Origin of the sequence: Streptomyces sp. NPDC090741, from assembly GCF_044769045.1 — a bacterium.
Taxonomy (GTDB): Bacteria; Actinomycetota; Actinomycetes; order Streptomycetales; family Streptomycetaceae; genus Streptomyces.
Genome location: NZ_JBIVXF010000015.1, coordinates 109,454 through 134,401, shown reverse-complemented (window position 1 = coordinate 134,401; position 24,948 = coordinate 109,454). Strand labels below are relative to the sequence as shown.

The following is a 24,948-nucleotide window of genomic DNA, read 5'->3' as shown; positions in this document are numbered from 1 at the left end:
GGTGTACGTCAGGCGAAAGGATCCCCCTGTTCGACCGAACGACCCGAACGACCCGAACGACCCGACCGACCCGGCCTCTTCCGGCCGGATCTGACGCAGGGGGAACAACCACGTGATACGCACTGCAGCGCTGGGGAGCGCTGCCACTCTGATCACCGGAGCGCTGGCTGCGGGCCTGCTGCTGGCCCCGCCGGCCGCCGCGGCTTCGTCCAGCCAGAACAACGGGCTTCCGGAGGCGCTGGGTGTCCAGCTCGCCGCCGCCCGGGCCGCCGCCACCGGGGTCGAGTGGAAGGACTGCCCCGCCGACTGGGGCTTCGAGGCCCCGATCCAGTGTGGCTGGGTCAAGGTCCCGCTGGACTACGCCAAGCCGTTCGGCAAGACCATCGACCTCGCGGTCGACCGGATCGGCAACACCGGCACCAAGGAAGAGCGCCAGGGCGCGCTCGTCTACAACCCGGGCGGCCCCGGCGGCTCCGGCATGCGCTTCCCGCGCCGGGTCACCACCAAGAGCCCGCTGTGGGTCAACACCTCCAAGGCCTACGACTTCGTGGGCTTCGACCCGCGCGGTGTCGGCCACTCCGCCCCGATCTCCTGCATCGACCCGCAGGAGTTCGTCAAGGCTCCCAAGGCCGACCCGGTCCCGTCCAACGAGGCGGACAAGCGCGCCCAGCGCAAGCTCGCCGCAGAGTACGCGGACGGCTGCAAGGAGCGCAGCGGCGAGATGCTGCCGCACATGACCACGCCGAACACCGCGCGCGACCTGGACGTCATCCGGGCCGCACTCGGCGAGAAGAAGCTGAACTACCTCGGCGTCTCCTACGGCACCTACCTCGGCGGCGTCTACGCGACGCTGTTCCCGACCCACGTGCGCCGCATGATCGTCGACAGCGTGGTCAACCCGGACACCGACAACATCTGGTACCAGGCCAACCTGGACCAGGACGTCGCCTTCCAGACGCGCTGGAACGACTGGCAGGACTGGGTCGCCAAGTACGACTCCGTCTTCCACCTCGGCGACAGCCGCGCCAAGGTCGAGGCCAAGTACCAGCAGCTGCGGGCCCAGGCCAAGGCCAACCCGCTCGGCGGCGTCGTCGGCCCGAACGAGCTCATCGGCTTCTTCCAGGGCGCCCCGTACTACGACTCCTCGTGGGTCCCGGTCGCGCAGGCCTTCAGTGCCTGGGCCGCCGGTGACGAGAAGCCGCTGATCGAGGCCATCGCCCCGGACATGTCGGACACCGCGGGCAACGCCGCGTCCGAGAACAGCAACGCCGTCTACACCGCGGTCGAGTGCGCCGACGCCAAGTGGCCGACCAGCTGGGCCAAGTGGGACCGGGACAACTCCAAGCTGCACGAGAAGTACCCGTTCCTGACCTGGTCCAACGCGTGGATGAACCTGCCCTGCGCGACCTGGAAGTCCAAGCAGAGCAACCCGATCGAGGTCGGTGCCAAGCGCGGTCTGCCGCCGGTCCTGATCGTCCAGTCCGAGCGTGACGCGGCCACGCCGTACGAGGGCGGCGTCGAGCTGCACCGCCGCCTGGCCGGCTCGCGTCTGATCACCGAGCAGAACGCCGGCTCGCACGGTGTCACCAGCCTGGTGAACCCCTGCATCAACACCCGGGTGGACGCCTACCTGCTGACCGGCAAGGTCGACGCCAAGGACGTGAAGTGCGGTCCGCACGCCACGCCGGTTCCCCCGGCCCCGGCCGCCGCGAAGTCGCTGGCCAAGGCTCCGGCCTCGGCGCTCCCGGCGCTGGAGGAGCTGCCCGCCGTCCGCTAAGGCCGGCAGAGCCCGGCGGGGCTCGGTAGGGCACGGCACGGGAGAAGGCTCAGCGCGTTTTGCGCCGGGCCTTCTTCCGTGCTTCCTCCTCCTGCGCCTTGACCTCGGCGGCGTACCGGTCGACGTACTCCTGGCCGGACAGCCCGAGGACCGCGTACATGATCTCGTCGGTGACGGCCCGCAGTACGGCCCGCTCGCCCTCCATCCCGTCGTACCGGGAGAACTCCAGCGGCTTGCCGAAGCGGATGGTCACCCGCCGGATGTTCGGGATCTTCTGCCCGGGCGGCTGGATCTCGAAGGTGCCGACCATCGCGCACGGTACGACGGGCACCCCGGCCCCGAGCGCCATCGCGGCCACGCCCACCTTGCCCTTGTAGAGCCGCCCGTCGTGCGAGCGGGTGCCCTCCGGGTAGATGCCCAGCAGCTCGCCCTTGGCCAGTACCCCGAGCCCCTCGCGCAGCGCGGCCTGCCCGGCGTCCTTGCCGGAGCGGTCCACCGGGATCTGCCCGGCGCTGCGGAAGAAGAACGCGGTCAGCCGTCCCTTCACCCCGGGACCGGTGAAGTACTCGGCCTTCGCGAGGAAGGTGATCCGGCGTTTGAGGATGGCCGGCATCAGGAAGTGGTCGGAGAACGACAGGTGGTTGCCCGCGATGATCGCGGCTCCCTCCGCGGGGATGTTCTCCAGTCCCTCGATGCGCGGCCGGAACAGCAGCCGGAGCAGCGGACCGAGCAGCACGTGCTTGAGCAATTGGTAGAACACCGGGGCATTTTCCCTTCACCTGGGGGTCAGGTCAGTGTGCCGGACACCGTGCCAGATGGGCATGGCGAACCGGAATCCCACCAGCCGGCACAGGATCACCGCGGCCAGCAGCCCGGCCGGCAGCCCGGCCTGCGACAGGCTCAGGACCAGGCTGAGGACCAGGAGTACGGCCGCCGACATCGCCGGCATCAGCAGCAGGACGCCCCGCAGGGCGAGCCTCCCCGCGATGTGCACGAGCCGGGTCTTGTCCTTCCGTTGCCTGATGGAACGGACGGCGTTGCCGGGGGTTCATGTGAGGGCCGATCGGAATCGGCCAAAGGGGCCAGGCCTGGGGAGGGGCGGCTGGGGCGGGAGGTGTGGGGGAGGTGCGGAGGCGCCGGTTCAGCTTTTGCGGGACGCGGCCATGCCGGCGGTCAGCAGGCCGAGGACCACCCAGCCGAACCACAGCCAGCCGTTGCTGCCGAGGGCCACGGAGTACGTGGCGACGGCCACCAGAGCGGCGAAGGTCATCACGGCCATCGCCTTAACGGATCCGGTCATGCCCCATGGTCGCGCGCGAAGGTGCCGCCGCGCTACTGGCCACGCGCTTGGAGCGAGGCGAGATAGGAGTTGTACGCCTCCAGCTCCTGGTCGCCGTTGCGGTCCGCGGCCCGGTCGGAGCGCCTCGCCGCCCGCTGCTCGGAGTGGTACCACTGGTAGACCAGCGCGATCAGCACCAGCACCGAGGGGATCTCGCTGAAGGCCCAGGCGATGCCGCCGCCCCACTGCTGGTCGAGCAGCGGATCGATGCCGAGGGAGGCCGGCGGGTTCGCGTACGTCTTGATCATCGGCTCGCTCGCCATCATCAGCGCGATGCCGAAGAACGCGTGGAACGGCATGCCGGCGAAGAGCTCCAGCATCCGCATCACGTAGCCGGGGCGGTGCGGGCCCGGGTCCACGCCCATGATCGGCCAGAAGAAGATCAGGCCGACGGCCAGGAAGTGCACCATCATGCCGATGTGCCCGGCCTTGCTCTCCATCAGGAAGTCGAAGAGCGGGGTGAAGTAGAGGGCGTAGAGGCTGGCGATGAACAGGGGGATCGTGAACACCGGGTGGGTGATCACCTTCATGTAGCGGCTGTGCAGCAGCATCAGCAGCAACTCACGCGGTCCCTTGACGCCCCGTGCGGCGGGCGGCAGCGCGCGCAGCGCCAGCGTCACCGGCGCGCCCAGCAGCAGGAGGATCGGGGAGAGCATGCTGATGACCATGTGCTGGACCATGTGCACGCTGAACATGACCATGCCGTAGTCGTTTAGCTTGGTGCACATCACCAGGGCGACGGTCAGCACACCCGTGGTGAAGGCGATGGTCCGGCCCAGCGGCCAGGCGTCCCCGCGGCGGCGCAGCCGCAGCACGCCCCACACGTACAGGCCGAGGCCCACCAGCGAGCCGATCACGAAGAACGCGTCGAAGGAGAACTCCAGCCCGCGCCCGAGAGTGAACGGCGGCAGGTCCATGTCCATGTTCATGTCCATGCCGTGACCGCTGTGATCCATCTGTTCACTCCCTTGACCCGTGGTGCCCCACCACAGTAGTGCCGCCCCCGGAGGCGAACGCGTCCGGGGGCAGGGTCAGAAGGGGGGAAACATCACAGAACGTTCTGCGCCTCGGCGTACCGTTCCGCCGGAACCGTCTTGAGGGTCTGCACGGCGTCGGCGAGCGGGACCATCTCGATCTCGGTGCCGCGCAGCGCGGTCAGCATCCCGAATTCGCCGCGGTGCGCCGCCTCGACCGCGTGCCAGCCGAAACGGGTGGCCAGGACCCGGTCGTACGCGGTCGGCGTACCGCCGCGCTGGACGTGGCCCAGGATGACCGGACGGGCCTCCTTGCCCAGGCGCCGCTCCAGCTCGACCGCGAGCAGGTTGCCGATGCCGGCGAAGCGCTCGTGCCCGTACTGGTCGGTGCCGCCCTCCTGGAAGTCCATGGAGCCGGAGCGCGGCTTGGCGCCCTCGGCGACCACGACGATCGCGAACCGCTTGCCCGCGGAGAAGCGCTCGCCGACGATCGCCGTCAGCTCGTCGATGTCGAAGGGGCGCTCCGGGACGACGATGGCGTGCGCGCCGGCGGCCATGCCCGAGTGCAGGGCGATCCAGCCGGTGTGGCGGCCCATGACCTCCACCACCATCACGCGCTGGTGGGACTCGGCGGTGGTCTTCAGCCGGTCCAGTGCCTCGGTAGCGACCCCGACGGCGGTGTCGAAGCCGAAGGTGACGTCCGTCGAGGCGATGTCGTTGTCGATGGTCTTGGGGACGCCGACGATGGGCAGGCCGGCCCGCGAGAGCAGGTTCGCGGCCTTCAGGGTGCCCTCGCCGCCGATCGGGATGATGGCGTCCAGGCCCAGGTCGGCCACGTGCCCGCGGGCCCGCTCCACGCCGTCGCGCAGGTGCGCGGGCTGTACCCGGGAGGAGCCGAGGATGGTGCCGCCGCGGGCCAGGATGCCGGCCACGGCGTCGAGGTCGAGCTTGCGGTAGTCGCACTCCAGCAGGCCGCGCCAGCCGTCGTGGAAGCCGATGACCTCGTCGCCGTGGTCGACGACGGAGCGGTGCACGACGGAGCGGATGACGGCATTGAGGCCGGGGCAGTCGCCGCCGGAAGTGAGCACACCAATGCGCATGGCAGGAAGAACCTTTGCAACGTGGGCCGACGACCGGACCACGTCGTCCGGTTGGAACTACGGCCACCCTACAAGCGGTGGAGCGGTGGGCTGAACCATCCTCCACATGCTGGTCATACTCGTCGTACGAAACCACGTCGGCCCGGTTCCCCCTAGGGAAAACCGGGCCGAACACATGATTGCGGGGCCGCCCCGATGAGCGGTCCGCGCGGTGTTACGCGGGCTGCGTCGCCGCCGCGATGCGCTCGGCGCGCAGCGCCTCGTACCACCGGTCCTCGATGGGCGGCAGCGCGTTCACGTCGAGGGCCAGCTTCAGCAGCAGGTCCGCGATCTGAGGGTTGCGCGCCATCACGGGGCCGTGCATGTAGGTGCCGAAGACCGTGTCGTTGTACGCGCCCTCGGTGCCGTCGCCCGTGCCGTTGCCGCGGCCCAGCCGGGTGCGGGCGAAGGGCCTCGCGCTCGGGCCGAGGTGGGTGACGCCCTGGTGGTTCTCGAAGCCCGTCAGCTGGGGCAGGTTCAGGCGCGGGTCGATGTCCGCGAGGACGTCGCCGACGCACCGCTCGCCCTCTCCGCGCACGGTGACCACGTCCAGCAGGCCGAGACCCTCCTGGCGCTCGCCCATGTCGTTGACGAACTCGTTGCCGAGGATCTGGTAGCCGGCGCAGACGGAGAAGACGATCGCCCCGTTCGAGACGGCCCGCTCCAGACCGCCGTCGCGCAGCAGGCGCTCCGCGGCGAGCCGCTGCGGGCGGTCCTCACCGCCCCCGATCAGGTAGATGTCGCCCGAGGTGGGGATGGGCTGGTCGCTGCGCACGTCCACGCGCTGCACGTCCAGGCCGCGCTGGCGCGCCCGGCGCTCCACCACGAGGGCGTTGCCCTGGTCTCCGTACGTGCTGAGCAGGTCCGGGTAGACCCACACCAGACGCAGGCTGTTGTCGCTCATGCTCTTGTCCTTGAGGGTTCTAGTTGCCGACGCGGCGGCGCACGTCCTGGAAGGCGGTGTAGTTGGCGATCAGCTCGATCTGCCCGGGCGGCGCCAGCTGCACGGCCTCGTCGAGGGTCTCGCACACGCGGAAGTCCAGGCCCGCGACCTCCAGGCGGACCGCCAGGTCCAGCTTGCGGTCGCCGATCACGAAGATCGGGTGGCCGGCCAGGCGCGGGTAGTCCACGTCCCACAGCCAGGAGGTGTCCGTGCCGTCGGCGCCGCGCGCGTTCACCGAGAGGATCACCGGGGTCGGCGGCGGGTCGATCAGCGAAAACGTTTCGAGCCAGCCCGCCGGGTTCTTCGCGAGCAGCAGCCGCAGCTCACGGCCCTGGAAGTTCACGACGTCGTAGCGGCCGGCGACGGCCTGCACCTGGTACATCCGCTCCAGCGCGACCTGCGGCGGCACGCCGAAGACGGCGGCGACGGCGGCCGAGGTGGCGGCGTTCGCCTTGTTGGCGCGGCCGGGCAGCTGGAGGTGGATCGGCCAGGCCGAGCCGTGCGGGTCCAGTACGTGGTCCCCGGACAGCACCCAGCTCGGGGTGGGACGCCGGAATCCGCACTCGCCGCAGAACCAGTCGTCGCCGGGGCGCTGCATGACGCCACCGCAGGAGGGGCACGACCAGGCGTCGTCCTTCCACTCCTGGCCGGCGGCGACCCACACCACGTTCTGCGAGGACGAGGCCGACCACACGATGAGCGGGTCGTCGCAGTTGGCGACGATGACGGCCTTGGAGCCCTGGAGGCCCTCGCGCCACTTCTCCGCGAGCATGCGGGTCTCGGCGGCGCGGTCCAGCTGGTCGCGGGAGAGGTTCAGCAGGGCGATCACCTTGGGGGTGACGTCCCGGGCCACTCCGGCGAGGTACTTCTCGTCCACCTCGATGACGCCGTACTTGGCGTCCGAGCCACCCGCGAGGGCGGAGGTGATGCCGGCCGGCATGTTCGCGCCGAGGGCGTTGGAGACGACCGGACCGCTGGCCCGCAGGGCCTCGGCGATCAGCCGGGTCGTCGTGGTCTTGCCGTTCGTCGCGGAGACGAGGACGACGTCGAGATGCTGCGCGAGCGCTCCGAGGAGATCGGGGTCGAGTTTGAGTGCGACCTTGCCACCGATCACCGATCCGCTTCCGCGTCCCGCGGCCCGCGACACCGCCGCCGCGGCCTTGCCCGCCGTCACGGCCAGCTTGGCCCGCGGCGAAAGCGGCTCTGTGTTGCCTGCCATCGTCCCTTGTCCTCCTTGCGTCGGTCGGCCCCAGCCTATCCAGTACCGGCCGGGGCCTTGACCGCGGCGCCCCACGGGCGCCGCGGATCTCCTCATATATTCGCCCGTCGTACCCTTACGGCCATGCGACAGCGCCCCATCCCCGGTACCACCGGCCTCGTCCGCACCATGAGCCTGCTGGGCGACCCGGTGCTCCACTCGGCGTGCGCGGAGGTCACCGCATTCGGCCCGGCCCTCGACCGGCTCATCGAGGACATGTTCGCGACGATGTACGCCGCCGAGGGCGTCGGCCTCGCCGCGAACCAGATCGGCGTCGGGCAGCGGGTGTTCGTGTACGACTGCCCCGACGACGAGGACGTGCGCCACGTCGGGCACATCGTCAACCCGCGTCTGGTGGCGGCCGACGGGGACGAGTTCCGCGGCCCCGAGGGCTGTCTGTCGCTGCCCGGCCTGGAGGCGGGCACGGTCCGCTTCGACCGCGCGGTCGTCGAGGGGGTCACCTCCGGCGGCGCGCCCGTACGGATCGAGGGCACCGGGTTCTTCGCGCGCTGCCTCCAGCACGAGTGCGACCACCTCGACGGCACCGTCTACGCGGACCGGGTCACCGGGCTGCGGGCCAAGCGGCTGCGGCGGGCGATCCGCAAGACGCCGTGGGGCGTACGGGCCGCCGGGGCCGCGCAGAACTGAGCGCGGCCCGCTTCCGGGCCCGTCAGAACCCCGGGCCGTCCACACGGTTGCCGGCCGTGGCCAGCCGGCCCCACAGCAGGTCGGTGAGCCCGGTGACCAACTCCGCGCGGTCGCAGGGGCGTTCGCCGAGCCACCAGTCGCCGGCGGCGTGCATCATGCCGACGATGCCGTGGCCCCAGATCCGGGCCAGGCGTTCGCCGCCGGGGCCGAGGTCCACGCGCTCGCCGATCACGTCGGCGAGCTCCTCGCCGAGCCGGCGCAGCAGCGGGGCCGAGTGCAGGCCCACGTCGAATCCCCGCTCGGCGGCGTGCGAGTCCTCGGCCGGGTGCATCAGGAACCGGTACACCTGCGGCCGGGCCTCGATGGCCGCGAGATAGGTGTCCAGGGTGGACTCCACGCGGCTGCGGCGCTCGGCCGGGGCGTCCAGCGCGGCCCGCAGCGAGTCGAGCAGGGCGTCGGTGTGCCGGACGGCGAGGGCCTGGTAGAGCCCGGCCTTGTCGCCGAAGTGCCGGTAGAGGATCGGCTTGGTGATGCCGGCCTCCGCCGCGATGGCGTTCATGGACGCCTTGGGGCCGTCCCGGAGGACGACCCGGTCGGCCGCTTCGAGCAGCTCCCGCCTGCGGCGCTCGGCCGCTCCCGGTTCGCCGGCCTGCTGAGTGGTCTCCATGACGTGTTTCTCTCCCCGCCCTTGCGATGGTGCGTGACGCCCACGCAACGTAACACCCCGCACACCCTCGCGATCGAATCGGCTGCACTGTGGACGGCTCTGCTTGACAGTGATTACCCGTCGGTAACAGACTGTGGCCACCGTACGGGTTACCGCTAGTAACACACTGGTGGACGCACAGCTGGAGGGGAACATGGCGGAGTTCACCATGGAGCTCAATGACGACCAGAAGCAGGTACGCGACTGGATCCACGGCTTCGCGGCCGATGTGATCCGGCCCGCCGCCGCGGAATGGGACGAGCGCGAAGAGACTCCGTGGCCCGTCATCCAGGAGGCCGCGAAGGTCGGCATCTACTCGCTCGACTTCTACGCCCAGCAGTTCTTCGACCCTACCGGCCTCGGCATCCCGGTGGCCATGGAGGAGCTGTTCTGGGGTGACGCGGGCATCGCCCTGTCGATCGTGGGCACCGGGCTCGCCGCCATCGGCGTCGTCGCCAACGGCACCGAGGAGCAGATCGGGACCTGGATCCCGCAGATGTACGGCACGCCCGACGACGTGAAGGTCGCCGCCTTCTGCTCCTCCGAGCCGGACGCCGGATCCGACGTCGGCTCGATGCGGACCCGCGCCGTCTACGACCAGGCCAAGGACGAGTGGGTGCTGAACGGCACCAAGACCTGGGCGACCAACGGCGGCATCGCCAACGTCCACATCGTCGTCGCCGTCGTCGACCCCGAGCTCGGCACCAAGGGCCACGCCTCCTTCATCGTGCCGCCGAGCACCCCGGGCCTGTCCCAGGGCCAGAAGTTCAAGAAGCACGGCATCCGCGCCTCGCACACCGCCGAGGTGGTTCTGGAGGACGTCCGCGTCCCCGGCTCCTGCCTGCTCGGCGGCAAGGAGAAGCTGGACGAGCGGCTCGCGCGGGCCCACGAGCGGGCCAGGGCCGGCGGTGGTGGCGAGCGCGTGAAGAACGCGGCCATGGCCACCTTCGAGGCCTCCCGCCCGGCGGTCGGCGCCATGGCCGTCGGCACCGCGCGCGCGGCGTACGAGGTGGCCCTCGACTACGCCAAGACCCGTACGCAGTTCGGCCGCCCGATCATCGACAACCAGGGCGTGGCCTTCCAGCTCGCCGACATGCGGACCTCCATCGACGCGGCCCGGCTGCTCGTGTGGCGGGCCTCCTGGATGGCGGTCGCGGGCAAGCCCTTCACCTCGGCGGAGGGCTCCATGTCGAAGCTGTTCGCGAGCGAGGTCGCCAAGAAGGTCACCGCCCAGGCGGTCCAGATCCTCGGCGGCAACGGCTTCACCCGCGAGTACCCGGTGGAGCGCATGCACCGCGACAGCGCGATCTACACGATCTTCGAGGGCACCAGCGAGATCCAGCGGCTGGTGATCGCCCGCACGATCTCGCAGATGCCGATCCGCTAGCCGGCCGTCGTGCCTCACGCGTGACTCCGTCAGTGCACGGGCGTGAGGCACAGCGAGTGGGCGCCCTCGACCCACTTTTCGGGGACGCTGATCAGGTCGCCGTCCGCGCAGTCCACGCCGGGGGTGCCCCGCCGCTTGGTGACCAGGTACTTGGCCAGTGGGGAACCGCAGGCTTCCGGGACCAGCTTCTCGTTGCGCAGCTCGTCCGCGTCGCGCACGCACGTTCCGATGGCCGGGCCGGTCGGCAGCTCGTCGCCCCCGGCCATCAGGCCCAGCAGCACGAGAAGGGGCGGTGCGAAGGCGATGAGCACGGTCGCTGTGAGGAAGACGAGCGCCGACGGCCGGCGCCACAGCGGCTTGCCGGGGTTCAGCGAGGGCACGATGGCGCCCGCCGGGGGAGCGAGCCTGAGGAAGCGCGCCCGCGCGCCGAGGTTCATCAGCAGGGTGACGGGCGTGATGAACACGGACAGCGGGCCCCACCAGCCCTGCCACAGCGTGTCCGCGGACATCTTCCGGTAGGTGGCGAGCCCGCAGTCGCGGCAGAACGGCCCCTCCTGGCGCAGGAACCGCATCAGGACGAGCATGCCCTGGTGCCCGCGCACGGTGGCCTGCACCGCCGGCTGGGCCCCGCACACCCGGCAGCCGTACGGGGCCTGCACCGCCGGCTGGTGGCCGTACGGGACCGCCTGCGGCGCCGCGCCGTACGGGTAGGGGCTGCCCTGCTGCGGGGCGTACGGGTGGTACGGGCCGGCGCCGTGCTGCGGTGGCGGAGTGGCCACGGATCTCTCCTCGGGTTTCGCGGTGACCACCGGGCGGTCGGTGATCACCGGCACCCTAGCCCGCATCTTGATGTCCGCGGCAGTCGGCCAACGGGCCCGCGCCGAACGTGATCCCGGCCACTCCCGTACGCGCCGCGAACACCGCCGGAACCCCCGTGGCCGCGCCCTCTAAGGGGCGTCGGGTGAACGATCCGAATACCGGGCATGAGCGCATGGTGAGCGGGCATACACACCCTGAACTGGACCACGAATATGGGTTCCGTCCGGGGGCGGCGATCAGCAATACTCACCGCCACCGTGGATCGCGGATTCGACCGGGTGACCACCGGCCCTCCCGCCCCACACTGCGAGGAGGTGCGCCTTGTGCTCACACCAGCCCCCCTGCCCGTCCGCCGACAGCGCCGATCACGACGCCGCCCGCACGGTGGCCTTCCGCCCCGAACAGGGCTGGAGCCTGCTCTGCAACGGCCTGGTGGTCTTCGACGACACCGGTGAGCTGCTCCCCGACGGCCGCGCGGTGGAACCCCGCCGCCCGGCCCTGGTCTGAGCTAGGAGGCCGCATGCGCCAGCAGCTGATCCGCAAGCCCGTCCCCAAGCCCGCACCACGAGACCTGGACCTGCGCACACCGTCGGGCAGACCCCTCCCGTACTGACGGGAGCCCCGGCGTTACGCGGCCCCACCGGCTGGAGTTCAGCTGGTGGACGCCGCGGTTCCGCCCAGGAACGCGGCCTCGTAGGCCTCGTCGCCGATCGCCGCGCGGGCCTGCCGCTCGCCCCGGTCCCGCAAGGCCGTCAGCGAGGGTGAGCCCATCTGCGGCCGGCCGACCGTGCGCCACCAGGCGTGCCCGGTGCCCAGCAGCCGCGCCGCGAGTTCCCCGTCGCCCAGCGCCGCCACCGCCGCCGCGAGCACGTCCAGGCCGAGCGCGATGCCGAACCGGTCGCCCAGCAGCCGCTTCCCGGAGAGCATCGCCCGTACGTGGCGTGCCGCCTCCCCGTGGTGGCCGAGCCCGAGCGCCGCGACCGCCAGCACGTAGTCCGCGTACGCCCGCAGCCAGCGCTCGCCCAGCTCCGCGCAGGCCTCGCGCAGCTCCCGGGCCTCCTCCGCGGCCTCCTCGAAGCGCTGCAGGTCGCACAGGGCGTAGCCGGTGGCCAGCCGGCACAGCAGCCAGCCCGGGCCGCTCGTACGGCCGCCGTGGCCGGCCCGCGCCCGGGGCCCGGCCATCTCCAGCGCCCGTACGGGGTCCCCGGGCATCAGCACCGACACCCCGTGCAGATACGCCGCGCGCAGCTCCGGCTCGGGATCCGCCAGCCGGGCCGCCGCGCGGGTGCACTCCGCGCCCAGCTCCCGGGCCGCGTCCATGTCCCCCTGGAGCAGGGCGGTCAGCCCGAGGGCCCACAGGGCCTGGGTGTAGGCGGCGCCGGTGCCAGGGGCCGTCCGCAGGGCCCGTTCCAGGAAGCCGCGTCCCTCGTGGACGTGCCCGCACGAGAACCAGAAGAACCACAGGGCCCCGGCCATCTCCAGAGCGGCCGCCGGGTCCGCGCCGAGGAGGTGTTCCAGCGCCGTGCGCAGCTGTGCGTGCTCGGCGGTCATCCTGCGGTACCAGTCCACCTGGTCCGGGCTCATCCAGCCCCGGTCGGCGGCCTGGCAGAGCGCCGCGTACCAGTGGGCGTGCCGGTCGGCGACGGTCTGCACCTCGCCGAGCTCGGTCAGCCAGTCGTGGCCGTACTCGCGGATGGTGTCCAGCATCCGGTAGCGGGCGCCCGCCCCCCGCTCCAGGGAGCGCCGCACGACGGACTTCGCGACCAGGCCCGCGAGCACCCGCTCCACCCGGGAGGCGGGCAGCGGGCCGCCCGAGCACACCGCTCGGGCGGCGGCTGCGTCGAAGTCCCCGGTGAAGACCGACAGCCGGGCCCACAGCAGCCGTTCCACCGGTTCGCACAGCTCGTGGCTCCAGCCGATCGCGGTCCGCATCGTCCGGTGCCGGGGCTGGTGGACGGGCCCGCTGTCGGACAGCACGGAGAAGCGGGTGCCGAGGCGCTGCGCCATCTGCTCCAGGGTCCACACCCGCAGCCGGGCACCGGCGAGTTCCAGGGCCAGCGGGATCCCGTCGAGGCGGCGGCACACCCCGGCCGCGAGCCGGGCCCGTTCGGGGTCGTCGAAGGCGGCCGCGGCCTCGGGGGTCGCGGCCACGGCCCGGGCGCGGAAGAGGGCGAGGGCGTCGCTCTCGGGGCCGTCGCAGGGCAGCGGGCAGACCTCGACGACCTTCTCGCAGGGGCTGTCGAGGGGCTCCCGGGAGGTGACCAGGACCGTCAGTCCGGGTGCGGACTGCAGGAGTTCACCGACGAGGTGGCGGCACTCGGCCACCATGTGCTCGCAGGTGTCGAGGACGAGGAGCAGTTCCTTGTCGGCCATCCACGCGCACAGCTCCTCGTCGAGAGGGCGGGCGGAGTGGTCGGCCAGGCCGACGGCGTGGGCGACCGTCATGGTGAGCAGGCCGGGGTCGCGCAGGGGTGAGAGCTCCACCCACCAGACCCCGTCGGGCCGGGCCTGTTCGGGATCGCTGACGGCCCGCAGGGCGAGGCGGGACTTGCCGACGCCGCCCACCCCGGTCAGGGTGGTCAGCCTGCGCGAGCGCAACAGGCAGTGCAGCTCGGCGAGTTCGCTCTCCCGCCCGATGAACCCCGTCGGGCCGGGCGGCAGGTTTCCCGGCGGGGCGCAGGGAGCCGGCTCGGGATCGCCGTCGGGCTCCGCGGAATCCGGCCGTTTTCTGTTGAACGCGTACTCACCGAACACGGGTGTATTGTGCGCGATCTTCTTGCCCTGCCGTGCCGTTCCGTTCGGATTGCCGTCACGTTGCCGGGAGATGGGCCGTGCGCCTCATGCCACGAGTACGATGCTCCGCTCCGCGGAGAAGGCTCCCCAGTTGCCGTCGGGCAGCCGGGCGCGCAGCTTGAGGGTCCACCGGGTGCCGGCCGGCTCGGTCACCGTGAGCCGGTGCTCCACCCCGGCGGCTCCGGAGGCGGGCACGGCGCCGGCGCCGAACTGGATGACGGTGACGGGCCGTCCGTTGACGTGGAGTTCGTACTCGGCGGTCGGGCGGCCGGTGTCCGGGGCGGTCCAGGTCAGCGTGACGGCGCCGGGGGAGGCGGTCGCGGTGAACTCGGCGGGCGCGGTGCCCGGGCCCTGCCCGGCGGACGGCGGGGTGGTCACGTCCACCGCCGGACCGTCGGGGGAGGAGTTGTCCGCTCCGTCGCGGGCCCGGACGGTGAAGGTGTAGACGGTGTCCGGCTGGAGGCCGGTCAGGGTGGTGCCGGTCTCTCCGGGGCCGGCCGTGTGGATCCGGATGCCGCCCTGGTAGACGTCGTACGCGGTCACGCCGGTGTCGTCGCTCGCCGCGGCCCAGGACAGCGTGGCGGACCGGGGCCCGTCCGCCCGGCCCGTGGTGCGGGCGGGGGCGGTGGGGGCCTGGCGGTCCTCGGTCTTGGCGGGCGGGGTGGTGGCTTCGGCGGAGGTGCTCGGGGCGGAGGTGTTCCCGGCGGCGTCCCGGGCCCGGACCGTGAAGGCGTAGCCGGTCTGCGGGGTGAGGCCGGTGATGTCCACCATCGTCTTGTCGGCCGGGAGTTCGCGCATCAGCCGGCCGGCCTGGAAGACCTGGTAGTTGGTCACCGCGTCGGCCGGGGCCGCCGCCTGCCACATGACGTGCACGGAGGTGGCGCTGCCGGCCTGCGCGGTGATCCCGGCGGGGGCCGCGGGGGGCGTGGTGTCGGCCGCGGTGCAGGCGGCGAGCCCGGTGGCGGCCAGGCAGAGGGCGAGCAGGGGGGCGGTGCGTCGCACGGGGGCCCTCCTCGGCTTCCGCTTCCTCGTAAAGGTCTAGACATATATGGCACGGGTGCGGGCGGTGCGGCAAGACCCGCGCGCGGCGCTCTCTCCCCGTCGGCCGATGTGACCGGGTTCGTGTTCTTCTGATCCCGTCTGGCATTATTGCGAGCTCTTTGCAATAGCGGTTGATCACAAGCTGCTCGAAAACAGCAATACAGGGATGTGCACAGCATGACGGCCCGGACAGCACGGGGGGCGGCCGCGACGACGCTGGCCGCCGCACTCATCACGGGCGTGGCGGCCTGCTCCAACCCCGGCTCCGCCGCCGGGGGCGCGGACGCCGACACGGCCGTGGTCGGCATCGCGAACGAGCCGGAGACCCTCAGTCCCCTGCTGGGGTACGGCAAGGACGGCAACTCCAAGATCTTCGACGGGCTGCTCACGCACGACGCGGACATGAAGCTGAAGCCCGCGCTGGCCGAAGCCCTGCCCGAGATCTCCGCCGACGGGCTCACGTACACGTACAAGCTGCGCCAGGGCGTGAAGTTCAGCGACGGGACGCCCTTCACCGCCAAGGACGTCGTCTTCACGTACCGCACGATCCTCGACCCGAAGACGAACAACGCCTCGAAGACCGAGCTCGACGCGATCGCCGGGATCGAGGAGCGGGGCGCCGACTCGGTCGTCTTCACCCTGAAGTACCCGTACGCGCCGTTCGCCGAGCGGACCGTGCTGCCGATCGCCCCCGAACACATCGCGGGCCGGCAGGACGTCAACAGCGGCGAATTCACCGCCAAGCCCGTCGGTACCGGTCCGTACGTGCTCACCGCCTGGTCCAAGGGCGAGAAGCTCGGCTTCAGGGCCAACCCGGCGTACTGGGGCGGCGAGCCGGCGGTGGAGAAGTTCACCATGGCCGTCATCAAGGACGACGACGTACGCGCCACCCGGCTGCGCTCCGGCGAGCTCGACGCGGCGATCCTGCCGCCCGACCTCGCCAAGGGCTTCAAGGACGACAAGGCGCGCACGACGTACGCGGCCACGTCCTTCGACTACCGCAACGTGACCCTGCCGACCCACCACCGGGTCACCGGCGACCCGGCGGTCCGCCAGGCTCTGGACATCGCCGTGGACCGCGCCACCATGGTCGACAAGCTGCTGGCGGGCGCGGGCAAGCCCGCCTACGGGCCCGTCCCGACCGGCAGCCCCTGGTTCACCGCCGGCACCGAGCGCGCCCACGACCTCGACAAGGCGAAGAAGATCCTCGACGACGCCGGCTGGAAGGCGGGCGAGGACGGCATCCGTGCCAAGGACGGGGTCCGGGCCTCCTTCCCGCTCTGGTACACCTCCGGCGACAAGATCCGCCAGGACCACGCGCTCGCCTTCGCCTCCGACGCCAAGAAGGCCGGCATCGAGGTCAGGACCGAGTCCGGGACCTGGGAGGTCATCGAGCCCCGGATGAAGACCGACGCCGTCCTCGCGGGCGGCGGCTCCCCGGCCGACCCCGACTTCGACCAGTACCTGCTGCTCAAGTCCTCCCTCGGCGGCGACGGCTTCAACAACATGGCCCGGTACGACAACCAGAGCGTCGACCGCGCCCTGGACGAGGCCCGCAGGAGCGGCGACCCGGCCGTCCGCAAGGCCGCGTACGACACCGTCCAGCGCGAGCTGGTGAAGAACCCCGGCTACGTCTTCCTCACCCACATCGACCACCTGTACGTCGTGAACGACAAGTGGGACGGACTCACCACCCAGGTCGAGCCGCACGACCACGGCCTCGGCGCCGGCCCCTGGTGGAACGTCGAGGTCTGGAAGCCGAAGCAGAAGTGAGCCGACCCCGATGAACGCCCGGTCAGCCCGCTCCCCGCGCCCGCCCTGGGGGCCGATGGCGCGCATGGCCGGGCGGCGCACCCTGCTCGCCGCCCCGGTCCTGCTCGCGGTCACCTTCGGGGTCTTCGCCGTCGCCGAGCTGTCCCCCTTCGACCCCGTCAAGGCGTACGCCGGCACGGCGGGCCTCACCGCCTCGCAGGCCGAACTCGACCAGCTGCGGGCCAACCTGGGCGTGGACCGGCCGCTCGTCGGGCGCTGGTGGGACTGGCTCACCTCCGCGCTCACCGGTGACCTCGGCACCTCCGCCGTCATGCGCCGGCCGGTGGCCGACGTCATCGCCGAGCGGGTCGGCTGGTCGGCGCTGCTCGCCGCCACCGCCTTCGCGGTGGCGGTCCTGGCCGGTACGGCGCTCGGCGTCCTCGCGGCCCGCCGCCGCGGGGGCCCGCTGGACCGGGTGGTGTCCTCGCTGGCCTACACCCTGGAGGCGGCGCCCGCCTTCTGGCTCGGCCTGCTCGCCATCTGGTTCTTCTCCGTGCACCTCGGCGTCCTGCCGTCGGGCGGGCTGACGGACGCGGGCAGCGACGTGGTCACCGCGGACCAGGTGGTCCGCCACCTCGTGCTGCCCGCCCTGGTGCTGGGCCTCTCCCAGCTCCCCTGGTTCTTCCTGTACGTCCGCCAGGGCGTGGTCGACGCCCTCGACGAGGATCCCGTACGGGGGGCCCGAGCGCGGGGCGTCGGCGAGCGGCGCGTGCTGCTGGGCCACGGGCTGCGCGCCGGGATGCTCCCGATGCTGACGCTGATCGGCTCGCGCGTACCCGAGCTGATCACCGGAGCGCTGCTCGTGGAGACCGTGTTCAGCTGGCCGGGCATCGCGGCGGCCACCGTGCAGGCGGCGACCTCGGTGGACTTCCCGCTGCTGGCGGCGCTGACCGCGGCGGCCAGCGCCGCCGTCCTCGCCGGGAACCTCCTCTCCGACCTGCTGTACGGCCTGGCGGACCCGCGGGTGGGTTTCGATGGCTGACCTCGTGTGGAAGAGCCGTGGCCGGACGGGCCGTTCGACGCGGACCCTTCGGGTGCGCACCTCCGCGGTGCTGGTGGCGCTGATCGCCCTGGCGGTGCTGCTGGTTCCGCCGCTGGCGCAGCTGGACCAGCAGGCGGTCGATTTGTCGATGAAGCTCCGGCCGCCGTCGTGGGCGCACCCGTTCGGCACCGACGACGTGGGCCGCGACCTGCTCCTGCGCTGCGTGTACGGACTGCGCGTCTCGCTGCTGGTCGGCCTGGTGGCCGCGCTGGTCGCCACGGTGATCGGCACGGCCGTGGGCGCGGCCGCGGGGGCGCTCGGCGGGTGGACCGACCGGCTGGTGATGCGTGCGGTCGACACCCTCGCGTCCATCCCGCACCTGCTGCTGGGCGTGTTCATCGTGGCGATGTTCCGGCCGGGCGTGTGGCCGGTCGTGGTGTCCGTGGCGCTCACGCACTGGTTGTCGACGGCGCGGATCGTCCGGGCCGAGGTGCTGTCGCTGCGCTCCCGGCCGTTCGTCGACGCGGCGATCTCGGGCGGGGCCTCGCGCCTGCGCGTGACCGTGCGCCACCTGGTCCCGGCGGTGCTTCCGCAGGCGGGGCTGGCCGCGGTGCTGATGATCCCGCACGCGATGTGGCACGAGTCGGCGCTGTCGTTCCTCGGCCTCGGGCTCCCCGCCCACCAGGCCAGCCTGGGCAACCTCGTCCAGACGGCGCGCGGCTCGCTGCTCGCCGGCGACTGGTGGCCCACGCTCTTCCCCGGCCTCCTCCTGGTCGTCCCGACCCTGGCCGTCGCAGGCCTCGCGGGCGCCTGGCGCGACCGCCTGAACCCCCGCCGCCGCTCGGAGCTGACCCTGTGACCGCCGATCCGACCACCGGGCCGACCACCGGTCCGACCTGCGCTCCGTCGACCGCTCCCGTCCTCAGCGTGGACCGGCTGTCCGTGCGGTTCCGGATGGGCGGCGGGCAGTACGTCGAGGCCGTCACCGGCGCCACGTTCACGCTGGCCGCCGGGGAGTGCCTCGCCCTCGTCGGCGAGAGCGGATGCGGCAAGTCCGTCCTCGCCTCCGCCCTGCTCGGCCTGCTCCCCGGCAACGCCGAAACCGCCGGATCGGCCCGGCTCGCCGACGGGCTGGACGTGCTCGCCGCCGACGAGCGGACGCTCGCCCGGACCGTTCGGGGCCGCCGCATCGGACTCGTCCCGCAGAGCCCCGCCGCGCACCTCACCCCGGTCCGCACGATCCGCTCCCACCTGGAGGAGACCGTCCGGGAACTGGCCGGCCGGGCGGCGGGCCGCAGCAGGGCCGCACTGCGCGCCCGGGCGGAAGCGGCGGCCGGCCGGGCGGCCTTCCCCGCCACCCACCTCGACCGCCACCCCCACGAACTCTCCGGCGGACTCGCCCAGCGGGCCGCCACCGCCCTCGCGCTCATCGGCGACGCCCCCCTGCTGCTCGCCGACGAGCCGACCACCGGCCTCGACCGAGACCTCGTCCGCCGCACCGTGGACGAGCTGCGCGCCCACACCCGGGAGGCCGGGCGCGCGCTGCTGATGATCACGCACGATCTCGCGGCCGCCGAGCGGATCGCCGACACCGTCGCCGTCATGTACGCGGGCCGGATCGTGGAGATCGCGCCCGCCGAGGCCTTCTTCGGCGTGCCCGGCCCCCGCCACCCCTACGCCCGCGGCCTCCTCGACGCCCTGCCCGAGCGGGCCTTCACCCCCGTCCCCGGCGCCCCGCCCGAACTCGGCGCGCTCCCGCCCGGCTGCGCCTTCGCCGCCCGCTGCGCCCGCGCCGACGCGACCTGCCTTACGCAGCGGCCCCCGCTCGCCGAAGGGGTGGCCTGCCACCATGCTTGAGCTCCGCGACATCACCGCCGGCTACGACCGCCGCCAGCCCGTCGTCCGCGACGCGCACCTCACGCTCCGCCCCGGCGAGTCCCTCGGCCTCCTCGGCCCCAGCGGCTGCGGCAAGTCCACCCTCGCCCGGGTCGCCGCCCTGCTGCACCGGCCCGACCGGGGGACCGTGGCCCTCGGCGGCACTGCCGTGACCGGCTTCCGCCATCGGGCGCCGCGCTCCCTGCGCGTCGAAGTCGGCGTCGTCTTCCAGCAGCCCCGCCTCTCGGCAGACCCCCGCCTGCGGCTGCGCGACCTCGTCGCAGAACCCCTCCGGGCAACGGGCCGACGTAGAGAAGTGGAGGAGACCGTCCCCGAGTTGGCCGCGCGTGTCGGCCTCGGCGCGGATCTGCTCGCCCGGCGCCCCCACGAGGTCAGCGACGGCCAGCTGCAACGCGCCTGCCTGGCCCGCGCCTTGGTACTGCGCCCGCGCTGGCTGGTCTGCGACGAGATGACCGCGATGCTGGACGCCTCCACCACGGCCGCCCTGGTGGGGGTGGTCGAGGAGTACCGCGCCGACACCGGGGCGGGGCTGCTGGCGGTCGGCCACGATCCGGTCCTGCTCGCCCGCTGGTGCGACCGCACGACCCACTGGGACGAGATCGTCAAGCACTGATCGCCCGTCACGGACGGTCAACACCCGTACGGCGGACACGGGTTTCGCCCGAAGGCACCCCCTCCTGCGCCACGATGGCGCCGCCTAAGGAGGTATCGATGGTGATTTCGCTCTCCGTGGTCGTGCTGCTCCTCGTCCTCGCGTGGATCTTCATGCGCGGCGGCGGCCTCAAGTTCTCCCATGCCCTCGTCTGCGTACTGCTCGGCTTCTACCTCGCGAGCAGCAGCATGGCGGCGACCATCCACGACGGTCTGACGGCCACGGCCCAGGTGGTCTCCGGCCTGCGCCCGTAAGCCGGCCGGTCCGCTGCCAAATGATCAACTGTTGCGCCTTCATGAATCATCCGGCTCCTCCATGGACTCCTCAGGCCGTGCGATCTAGCGTCTGGCGGCGGCGCGACGTCATACGCACTGTCAACAACGGAAGAGAACGGAGGAAGCCCGGATGTTCCGAAGAGCGCTGAACTGCGCCGTGGTCCCCGCCCTCATCGTGTTCACCGCGATGTACGGGATCTCCCCGGCGCAGGCCGCGGAGATACCCCAGGCCCCCGGCCACCGCCTGGTCAGCCACTACGACGGCGCCCCCGCGGCCGCCGTCCCGCTGCCCGGCGATGCCCCGCCCCAGCACCCCTTCCTCGCGCCCAACGGCCGCAGCGGCATGCACTCCGACGCCGGAGGCAGCGCCACCTCCCCCTGGTCCGGGCCGCTCGGCCGGAACCCGCAGGTGAGCAGCGAGAAGATCGCCGCCCTCGGAGGCGAATGCGCCACCGCGACCTTCGACGCGGGGGGCCGGCTGGTCACGGTGTGCGGCACCTTCACCGGCTTCAAGGTCAAGCTCCTCGATCCCCGTACGCTGGCCACGCTCGCGGAACACCAGCTTCCGCAGCGTTCCTCGACGGTCGAGGCGATCACCTCCCTCGACTTCTCGAGGATCTTCAAGGACACCTCGGGCGGTGCCTACTTCTACCTGGACGACCAGGACCGGGCCGTGCTGGCCGACTCCCGCCAGCACATCCTGCGCCTCTCGCACGCGCGGCAGCCGGACGGCAGCTGGACGTTCGCCGTCGACGACGACTGGGACCTCACCGGCCAGGTCCCGCACGACTGCGTCACCTGGACCAACCTGCGGCCCAGCGGCACCTGCGACCCCGTCACCTCCGTGATGCCCGACTGGAGCGGGCGCATCTGGTGGGTCACCCGCCAGGGCCGCGTGGGCACCGTGGATCCGCGGACCTCGCAGATCCGCTCGATCAGCCTGCCGGGCGAGGAGATCCAGAACTCCTTCTCGGTCGCCGAGGACGGTGTGTCGATCGTCTCCGACCACGCCCTCTACAGCTTCCGCGCCGCCGCCGACGGCACCCCCGAGGTGCAGTGGCGCCAGACGTACGACCGCGGTACGGGAACCAAACCCGGCTCCGTGAACCAGGGTTCGGGCACCACCCCGGACCTCTTCGGCGACGGCTACGTCGCCATCACCGACAACGCCGACGACCGGATGAACGTCCTGGTCTACCGGCGGGGCACGGAGGTACCCGCCGACCGGCGGCTGGTCTGCAAGGTCCCGGTGTTCGGCAGCGGTGCCTCGACCACCGACAACTCCCTGATCACCTGGGGCAACAGCATCGTCGTCGAGAACAACTACGGCTACGAGAACCTCACCAGCCTGCTGCTCGGCAAGTCCGTCGTCGGCGGGGCGAGCCGGATCGACGTCCGCGCCGACGGCAGCGGCTGCGACACGGTGTGGCAGAGCCCCGTCCGCTCGCCCTCCGTGGTCCCGAAGCTCTCCACCGCGAACGGGCTGCTCTACTTCTACGAGAAGGAGCCCAACGCCTGGGGGATCGACGCCTGGTACCTGACGGCGGTGGACTTCCGCACCGGAGAGCGCCGCTGGCGGCAGCTGACGGGCACCGGGCCGCTGTACGACAACAACTGGGCGCCGATCACGCTCGGGCCCGACGGCACCGCGTACGTAGGCGTCTTCAACGGCATCGTCGCGGTACGCGACGGCGGCTGACGCCGGGCCGGCCGACGCGCGATCCGCGTGGGCCGGCCCCTCAGTCCTCGGGGCGCTCGGCCTGCTCGGGCTGCCACAGCGGGTGCTCGCACTCGGCCCAGGCACGGCCTACCGAGCCGGTACGCAGCCCGCGGCGCGCCTCGGGGTCGGCCAGGGCCTTGCCGATGTGCGCGGCGAGCACGACGGCGACGGCGAGGGCCAGCCAGTCGTGGACGAAGGTGGCGGCCGTCCGCTGGACCAGCGGTACGAGCCCGGTCCACCACATGAGCATGCCGGTGCCCGCCATCACCAGTACCGCCCCGGCCAGCCAGCCCGCGTACACCTTCTGCCCGGCGTTGAACTTCCCGGCGGGCCGCCTGGTCACCCGGTCGCGCCGCAGGGCGGCCCGCAGCCAGACCCTGTCGTGCGGCCCGAACCGGCCCAGGCGCCGCAGATCGGCGCGGAAGGCTCGTGAGGCGAGCCCCAGCAGGAAGGGCACGACGAGCAGCAGCCCGGACCAGACGTGCACGGTGACGACGAGGTGGCGCCGGCCGACGATCTCGGCGAGCGGAGGCAGGTACAGACAGGCCGCCGTGGCGACGCACAGGCCCATCAGCGCGGCGGTGGACCGGTGGATCCACCGCTCGGCGCGGCTGAACCGGTGGATCCGCTCGGCGCGCTGCCGTACCGGATCAGACGGTCGGGGCATCGTCGCGTCCGTTCGACCGGCCGACCCAGGCGTCGACTTCGTACCCGAGGTCCTCCCAGTAGCCGGGTTCCACGTCACGGGTGAGGGTGATGCCGGAGAGCCACTTCGCGGACTTGTAGAAGTACATGGGGGCGACGTACAGCCGGACGGGACCGCCGTGCGAGTGGCTCAGCGGCTTGTCCTGCATGCGCAGCGCCACCATGACGTCGTCCCGGCGGGCCTGGGGGAGGGTCAGCGACTCGGTGTAGGTGCCGTCGAAGCAGCTGAAGCGGATGGCCCGGGCCTCCGGGCGCACCCCCGAGGCGTCGAGCAGCCGCGCCAGCGGCACCCCCTCGAACGGGGTGCCGGGAACCCGCCAGCCGGTGACGCACTGGACGTCCCGTACGACGCGGGTCTGCGGAAGCGCCCGGAGCGCGTCGAGGGTGTACGTCATGGGGCGGTCGACGAGGCCGTCGACGGTGAGCCGGTAGTTCTCGGGGCCGCGCTCGGGAACGGAGGAGGCCACCGAGTAGTAGCGGAACCCGCCGCCGTTCGGCAGCAGGCCGGTGAGGCCGGTGGGGTCCTTGGTCGCGGCCGCGCCGAGGAAGGCATCGAAGCCGCCCTGGAGGTACGGGGCGGTGACCAGCCCGGCGGCGCCGAGTCCGACCATGCCGAGGACCAGGCGGCGCCCGACGGGCGTGCCCTGACCGTCGGGGTCCGGTGGCTGGGGTGCGGGTACGGCTGCGGGTGCTGGGCTCACGGCCCGATTCGACCACCGCACGCCGCGTCCGCGCCAGGCCCGGCGGTGTTCCGTCAGACTTCCGTCACACTTGCCCGGCGAACAGGGGTGGGCCGTTGGGGCGACCGGTAGGGTGCCCGTTGATCAAATCCGTTCATCGGGCAGTCACACACGGAAGCGGCAATAACGCAATGAGCGCGTCGAGAGCCATCGGACACCCAGGGCCGGGGGCCGTGCCGGGGAGCGGCGCCCGCCTGGCCGCCCTGGACGGCGTCCGGATCGTGGCCGCGCTGGGTGTCGTCTGCTACCACTACCTGGCACTCGACAGTGGTTGGGGAGAACCGGCCGCCACCGTCTTCCCCGTCATGAGCACCTGCGCCGCCTACGGCTGGCTGGGCGTCGAGATCTTCTTCGTCGTCAGCGGGTTCGTCATCTGCATGAGCGCCTGGGGCCGAGGTGTGGGCGAGTTCGCCGCTTCCCGCATTGCCCGGCTGTTTCCGGCCTACTGGGCGGCCGTCCTCTTCACGGCCGGCGTCCTGTTCGCCTGGCCGGAGGTGCGCGGGATCAAGGCGTTCAGTGACGTCGTGGTCAACTTGTCGATGCTCCAGGGCGGCATCAAGGTCCCGCACATCGACGACGCGTACTGGACCCTCTTCGTCGAGCTGAAGTTCTACGCGCTGTTCGCGCTGGTCGTCCTGCGCGGCGTCACCTACCGGAACTGCGTGGTCTTCTGCACGGTCTGGACCGTGGCCGGCGTGGTGGCACCCACCGCTGACAGCGGAGTGCTGTCCTTCTTCGCGATCCCGACCTTTTCGCCGTACTTCATCGCGGGAATCGCCTTCCACCTCATGCGCCGCTTCGGGCCCAACGCCGTCCTGTGGGGTATCGCGGGCCTTCAGTTCGTCCTCGCGCAGAGCTACGTCCAGGGCCGGATGATCAGCAATCTGGGGAGGGGCGTCGCCGCGCAGACGCCCGTCTGGCCGGCCCACGTCGTCATCGCCTGCGGGTTCCTCGTCATGGCGGGGATCGCCCTCGGCGCCTTCGACCGCGTCCGGTGGCGCTGGCTGCGGCACGCGGGGGAGGTCACCTACCCGCTGTACCTGATCCACATGATGGCCGGGCTGACGGTCATCCACCACTTCCGCCACGACGTGCGGCCCGTCCCTCTCGTCCTGGGCGTCACCGCGCTCATGGTGGCGCTCGCCTGGCTCGTGCACCGGCTCATAGAGCGCCCCTTGGGGCGTCGGCTGCGCACCGGAATGCGCCGAGCCGTGCACGACATCCGCCGGCACACCGCGCACCCGGAACCGGTCCCCGCGATCCCGGCCCAGCCGCCGGCACCCGAGGCGGAGCGCGTCCCCTCGCCCCGCCGCTGAACCGGCGGCCCAAGGCCCGCGGCCGG

25 protein-coding genes are annotated in these 24,948 nt (G+C 72.1%); 12 read left to right on the top strand and 13 right to left on the bottom strand.

All coding sequences use genetic code 11. The annotated features are described in order from the left end of the window. The first annotated feature begins 112 nt into the window (after positions 1–112). The gene (locus tag ACIQU4_RS32525; protein WP_403738387.1) at positions 113–1,777 is read left to right on the top strand and encodes an alpha/beta hydrolase; all 1,665 of its coding nucleotides are present in this window, start codon (positions 113–115) and stop codon (positions 1,775–1,777) included. A gap of 49 nt (positions 1,778–1,826) precedes the next feature. Here ACIQU4_RS32525 and ACIQU4_RS32520 read toward each other — a convergent pair whose 3' ends face one another. From ACIQU4_RS32520 to ACIQU4_RS32490, 7 genes are all read right to left on the bottom strand, one after another. Further along, on the bottom strand, positions 1,827–2,537 hold the full coding sequence (locus tag ACIQU4_RS32520; protein ID WP_403738384.1) for a lysophospholipid acyltransferase family protein: 711 nt from the start codon (positions 2,535–2,537) through the stop codon (positions 1,827–1,829). Positions 2,538–2,552: 15 nt separating this feature from the next. After that, positions 2,553–2,801 (bottom strand): DUF6328 family protein, encoded by a 249-nt coding sequence (locus ACIQU4_RS32515; RefSeq protein WP_403738612.1) that lies wholly within the window; start codon positions 2,799–2,801, stop codon positions 2,553–2,555. 117 nt (positions 2,802–2,918) lie between these two features. Beyond that, positions 2,919–3,077 (bottom strand): hypothetical protein, encoded by a 159-nt coding sequence (locus ACIQU4_RS32510; protein WP_403738381.1) that lies wholly within the window; start codon positions 3,075–3,077, stop codon positions 2,919–2,921. A gap of 32 nt (positions 3,078–3,109) precedes the next feature. Further along, complete coding sequence (locus ACIQU4_RS32505) at positions 3,110–4,072, bottom strand: cytochrome c oxidase assembly protein (protein WP_403738379.1); 963 nt, start codon at positions 4,070–4,072, stop codon at positions 3,110–3,112. Positions 4,073–4,164: 92 nt separating this feature from the next. After that, positions 4,165–5,190, bottom strand: a complete 1,026-nt coding sequence (locus ACIQU4_RS32500) for a 6-phosphofructokinase (RefSeq protein ID WP_403738377.1) — start codon at positions 5,188–5,190, stop codon at positions 4,165–4,167. A 214-nt stretch (positions 5,191–5,404) separates the two neighbouring features. Next, positions 5,405–6,133, bottom strand: a complete 729-nt coding sequence (locus tag ACIQU4_RS32495) for a type 1 glutamine amidotransferase (RefSeq protein ID WP_403738374.1) — start codon at positions 6,131–6,133, stop codon at positions 5,405–5,407. A gap of 19 nt (positions 6,134–6,152) precedes the next feature. Then, positions 6,153–7,391, bottom strand: coding sequence for a MurT ligase domain-containing protein (locus tag ACIQU4_RS32490; RefSeq protein WP_266669266.1), 1,239 nt, complete (start codon positions 7,389–7,391; stop codon positions 6,153–6,155). A gap of 123 nt (positions 7,392–7,514) precedes the next feature. Here ACIQU4_RS32490 and def point away from each other — a divergent pair, with 123 nt between their 5' ends. After that, positions 7,515–8,078 (top strand): peptide deformylase, encoded by a 564-nt coding sequence (def, locus tag ACIQU4_RS32485; RefSeq protein WP_403738372.1) that lies wholly within the window; start codon positions 7,515–7,517, stop codon positions 8,076–8,078. 22 nt (positions 8,079–8,100) lie between these two features. Here the strand turns inward: def and ACIQU4_RS32480 are convergent, their stop codons facing one another. Next, entirely contained in the window at positions 8,101–8,745 is a 645-nt protein-coding gene (locus ACIQU4_RS32480) for a TetR family transcriptional regulator (protein ID WP_030860645.1), read from the bottom strand. 193 nt (positions 8,746–8,938) lie between these two features. On the opposite strand from ACIQU4_RS32480, the gene ACIQU4_RS32475 reads away from it, so the two are divergent. Then, a complete protein-coding gene (locus tag ACIQU4_RS32475; RefSeq protein WP_403738610.1) occupies positions 8,939–10,171 on the top strand; it encodes an acyl-CoA dehydrogenase family protein in 1,233 nt (410 codons plus the stop codon). Between the two features lie 29 nt (positions 10,172–10,200). On the opposite strand, the gene ACIQU4_RS32470 is transcribed toward ACIQU4_RS32475, so the two are convergent. Further along, the gene (locus tag ACIQU4_RS32470) at positions 10,201–10,950 is read right to left on the bottom strand and encodes a hypothetical protein (protein WP_403738369.1); all 750 of its coding nucleotides are present in this window, start codon (positions 10,948–10,950) and stop codon (positions 10,201–10,203) included. 361 nt (positions 10,951–11,311) lie between these two features. Between ACIQU4_RS32470 and ACIQU4_RS32465 the strand changes: the two genes are divergently transcribed. Next, positions 11,312–11,497, top strand: a complete 186-nt coding sequence (locus tag ACIQU4_RS32465) for a DUF5999 family protein (protein ID WP_030158228.1) — start codon at positions 11,312–11,314, stop codon at positions 11,495–11,497. A gap of 144 nt (positions 11,498–11,641) precedes the next feature. On the opposite strand, the gene ACIQU4_RS32460 is transcribed toward ACIQU4_RS32465, so the two are convergent. Both ACIQU4_RS32460 and ACIQU4_RS32455 read right to left on the bottom strand, forming a co-directional pair. After that, the gene (locus ACIQU4_RS32460) at positions 11,642–13,744 is read right to left on the bottom strand and encodes an ATP-binding protein (RefSeq protein ID WP_403738366.1); all 2,103 of its coding nucleotides are present in this window, start codon (positions 13,742–13,744) and stop codon (positions 11,642–11,644) included. A gap of 84 nt (positions 13,745–13,828) precedes the next feature. Beyond that, positions 13,829–14,785: a fibronectin type III domain-containing protein gene (locus tag ACIQU4_RS32455; protein WP_403738364.1), complete on the bottom strand. Its 957-nt coding sequence runs from the start codon at positions 14,783–14,785 to the stop codon at positions 13,829–13,831. A 216-nt stretch (positions 14,786–15,001) separates the two neighbouring features. On the opposite strand from ACIQU4_RS32455, the gene ACIQU4_RS32450 reads away from it, so the two are divergent. From ACIQU4_RS32450 to ACIQU4_RS32420, 7 genes are all read left to right on the top strand, one after another. Next, entirely contained in the window at positions 15,002–16,597 is a 1,596-nt protein-coding gene (locus tag ACIQU4_RS32450) for an ABC transporter substrate-binding protein (protein ID WP_403738362.1), read from the top strand. Positions 16,598–16,607: 10 nt separating this feature from the next. Then, positions 16,608–17,618 carry an ABC transporter permease gene (locus ACIQU4_RS32445; RefSeq protein ID WP_403738359.1) on the top strand — a complete coding sequence of 337 codons (1,011 nt, stop codon included), beginning with the start codon at positions 16,608–16,610 and terminating at the stop codon, positions 17,616–17,618. Beyond that, positions 17,611–18,477, top strand: coding sequence for an ABC transporter permease (locus ACIQU4_RS32440; protein WP_403738356.1), 867 nt, complete (start codon positions 17,611–17,613; stop codon positions 18,475–18,477). The genes ACIQU4_RS32445 and ACIQU4_RS32440 overlap by 8 nt, the downstream gene beginning before the upstream one ends. A 95-nt stretch (positions 18,478–18,572) precedes the next feature. After that, the gene (locus ACIQU4_RS32435) at positions 18,573–19,475 is read left to right on the top strand and encodes an oligopeptide/dipeptide ABC transporter ATP-binding protein (RefSeq protein WP_403738607.1); all 903 of its coding nucleotides are present in this window, start codon (positions 18,573–18,575) and stop codon (positions 19,473–19,475) included. Further along, positions 19,468–20,127, top strand: coding sequence for an ABC transporter ATP-binding protein (locus ACIQU4_RS32430; RefSeq protein WP_403738352.1), 660 nt, complete (start codon positions 19,468–19,470; stop codon positions 20,125–20,127). Before ACIQU4_RS32435 ends, ACIQU4_RS32430 begins: the two co-directional genes overlap by 8 nt. 98 nt (positions 20,128–20,225) lie before the next feature. After that, complete coding sequence (locus tag ACIQU4_RS32425) at positions 20,226–20,420, top strand: hypothetical protein (RefSeq protein WP_403738350.1); 195 nt, start codon at positions 20,226–20,228, stop codon at positions 20,418–20,420. A 151-nt stretch (positions 20,421–20,571) separates the two neighbouring features. Next, positions 20,572–22,140, top strand: a complete 1,569-nt coding sequence (locus ACIQU4_RS32420; RefSeq protein WP_403738347.1) for a hypothetical protein — start codon at positions 20,572–20,574, stop codon at positions 22,138–22,140. Positions 22,141–22,180: 40 nt separating this feature from the next. Here the strand turns inward: ACIQU4_RS32420 and ACIQU4_RS32415 are convergent, their stop codons facing one another. Together ACIQU4_RS32415 and ACIQU4_RS32410 are read right to left on the bottom strand one after the other, a co-directional pair. After that, positions 22,181–22,828 carry a cytochrome b/b6 domain-containing protein gene (locus ACIQU4_RS32415; protein WP_403738344.1) on the bottom strand — a complete coding sequence of 216 codons (648 nt, stop codon included), beginning with the start codon at positions 22,826–22,828 and terminating at the stop codon, positions 22,181–22,183. Further along, on the bottom strand, positions 22,812–23,477 hold the full coding sequence (locus ACIQU4_RS32410) for a molybdopterin-dependent oxidoreductase (RefSeq protein ID WP_403738604.1): 666 nt from the start codon (positions 23,475–23,477) through the stop codon (positions 22,812–22,814). Before ACIQU4_RS32410 ends, ACIQU4_RS32415 begins: the two co-directional genes overlap by 17 nt. Before the next feature lie 260 nt (positions 23,478–23,737). Here ACIQU4_RS32410 and ACIQU4_RS32405 point away from each other — a divergent pair, with 260 nt between their 5' ends. Further along, a complete protein-coding gene (locus tag ACIQU4_RS32405) occupies positions 23,738–24,922 on the top strand; it encodes an acyltransferase family protein (protein ID WP_403738341.1) in 1,185 nt (394 codons plus the stop codon). The last annotated feature ends 26 nt before the right edge of the window (positions 24,923–24,948 follow it).

Excerpts from the sequence above, each read along its gene's own strand:
- ACIQU4_RS32490 (WP_266669266.1), bottom strand. The coding sequence starts at position 7,391 with ATGGCAGGCAACACAGAGCCGCTTTCGCCGCGGGCCAAGCTGGCCGTG.
- ACIQU4_RS32415 (WP_403738344.1), bottom strand. The coding sequence starts at position 22,828 with ATGCCCCGACCGTCTGATCCGGTACGGCAGCGCGCCGAGCGGATCCAC.
- ACIQU4_RS32480 (WP_030860645.1), bottom strand. The coding sequence starts at position 8,745 with ATGGAGACCACTCAGCAGGCCGGCGAACCGGGAGCGGCCGAGCGCCGC.
- ACIQU4_RS32405 (WP_403738341.1), top strand. The coding sequence starts at position 23,738 with ATGAGCGCGTCGAGAGCCATCGGACACCCAGGGCCGGGGGCCGTGCCG.
- ACIQU4_RS32505 (WP_403738379.1), bottom strand. The coding sequence starts at position 4,072 with ATGGATCACAGCGGTCACGGCATGGACATGAACATGGACATGGACCTG.
- ACIQU4_RS32450 (WP_403738362.1), top strand. The coding sequence starts at position 15,002 with ATGACGGCCCGGACAGCACGGGGGGCGGCCGCGACGACGCTGGCCGCC.
- ACIQU4_RS32475 (WP_403738610.1), top strand. The coding sequence starts at position 8,939 with ATGGCGGAGTTCACCATGGAGCTCAATGACGACCAGAAGCAGGTACGC.
- ACIQU4_RS32435 (WP_403738607.1), top strand. The coding sequence starts at position 18,573 with ATGGGCGGCGGGCAGTACGTCGAGGCCGTCACCGGCGCCACGTTCACG.
- ACIQU4_RS32430 (WP_403738352.1), top strand. The coding sequence starts at position 19,468 with ATGCTTGAGCTCCGCGACATCACCGCCGGCTACGACCGCCGCCAGCCC.
- ACIQU4_RS32500 (WP_403738377.1), bottom strand. The coding sequence starts at position 5,190 with ATGCGCATTGGTGTGCTCACTTCCGGCGGCGACTGCCCCGGCCTCAAT.
- ACIQU4_RS32440 (WP_403738356.1), top strand. The coding sequence starts at position 17,611 with ATGGCTGACCTCGTGTGGAAGAGCCGTGGCCGGACGGGCCGTTCGACG.
- ACIQU4_RS32410 (WP_403738604.1), bottom strand. The coding sequence starts at position 23,477 with ATGGTCGGACTCGGCGCCGCCGGGCTGGTCACCGCCCCGTACCTCCAG.
- ACIQU4_RS32495 (WP_403738374.1), bottom strand. The coding sequence starts at position 6,133 with ATGAGCGACAACAGCCTGCGTCTGGTGTGGGTCTACCCGGACCTGCTC.
- def (WP_403738372.1), top strand. The coding sequence starts at position 7,515 with ATGCGACAGCGCCCCATCCCCGGTACCACCGGCCTCGTCCGCACCATG.
- ACIQU4_RS32425 (WP_403738350.1), top strand. The coding sequence starts at position 20,226 with ATGGTGATTTCGCTCTCCGTGGTCGTGCTGCTCCTCGTCCTCGCGTGG.
- ACIQU4_RS32420 (WP_403738347.1), top strand. The coding sequence starts at position 20,572 with ATGTTCCGAAGAGCGCTGAACTGCGCCGTGGTCCCCGCCCTCATCGTG.
- ACIQU4_RS32510 (WP_403738381.1), bottom strand. The coding sequence starts at position 3,077 with ATGACCGGATCCGTTAAGGCGATGGCCGTGATGACCTTCGCCGCTCTG.
- ACIQU4_RS32445 (WP_403738359.1), top strand. The coding sequence starts at position 16,608 with ATGAACGCCCGGTCAGCCCGCTCCCCGCGCCCGCCCTGGGGGCCGATG.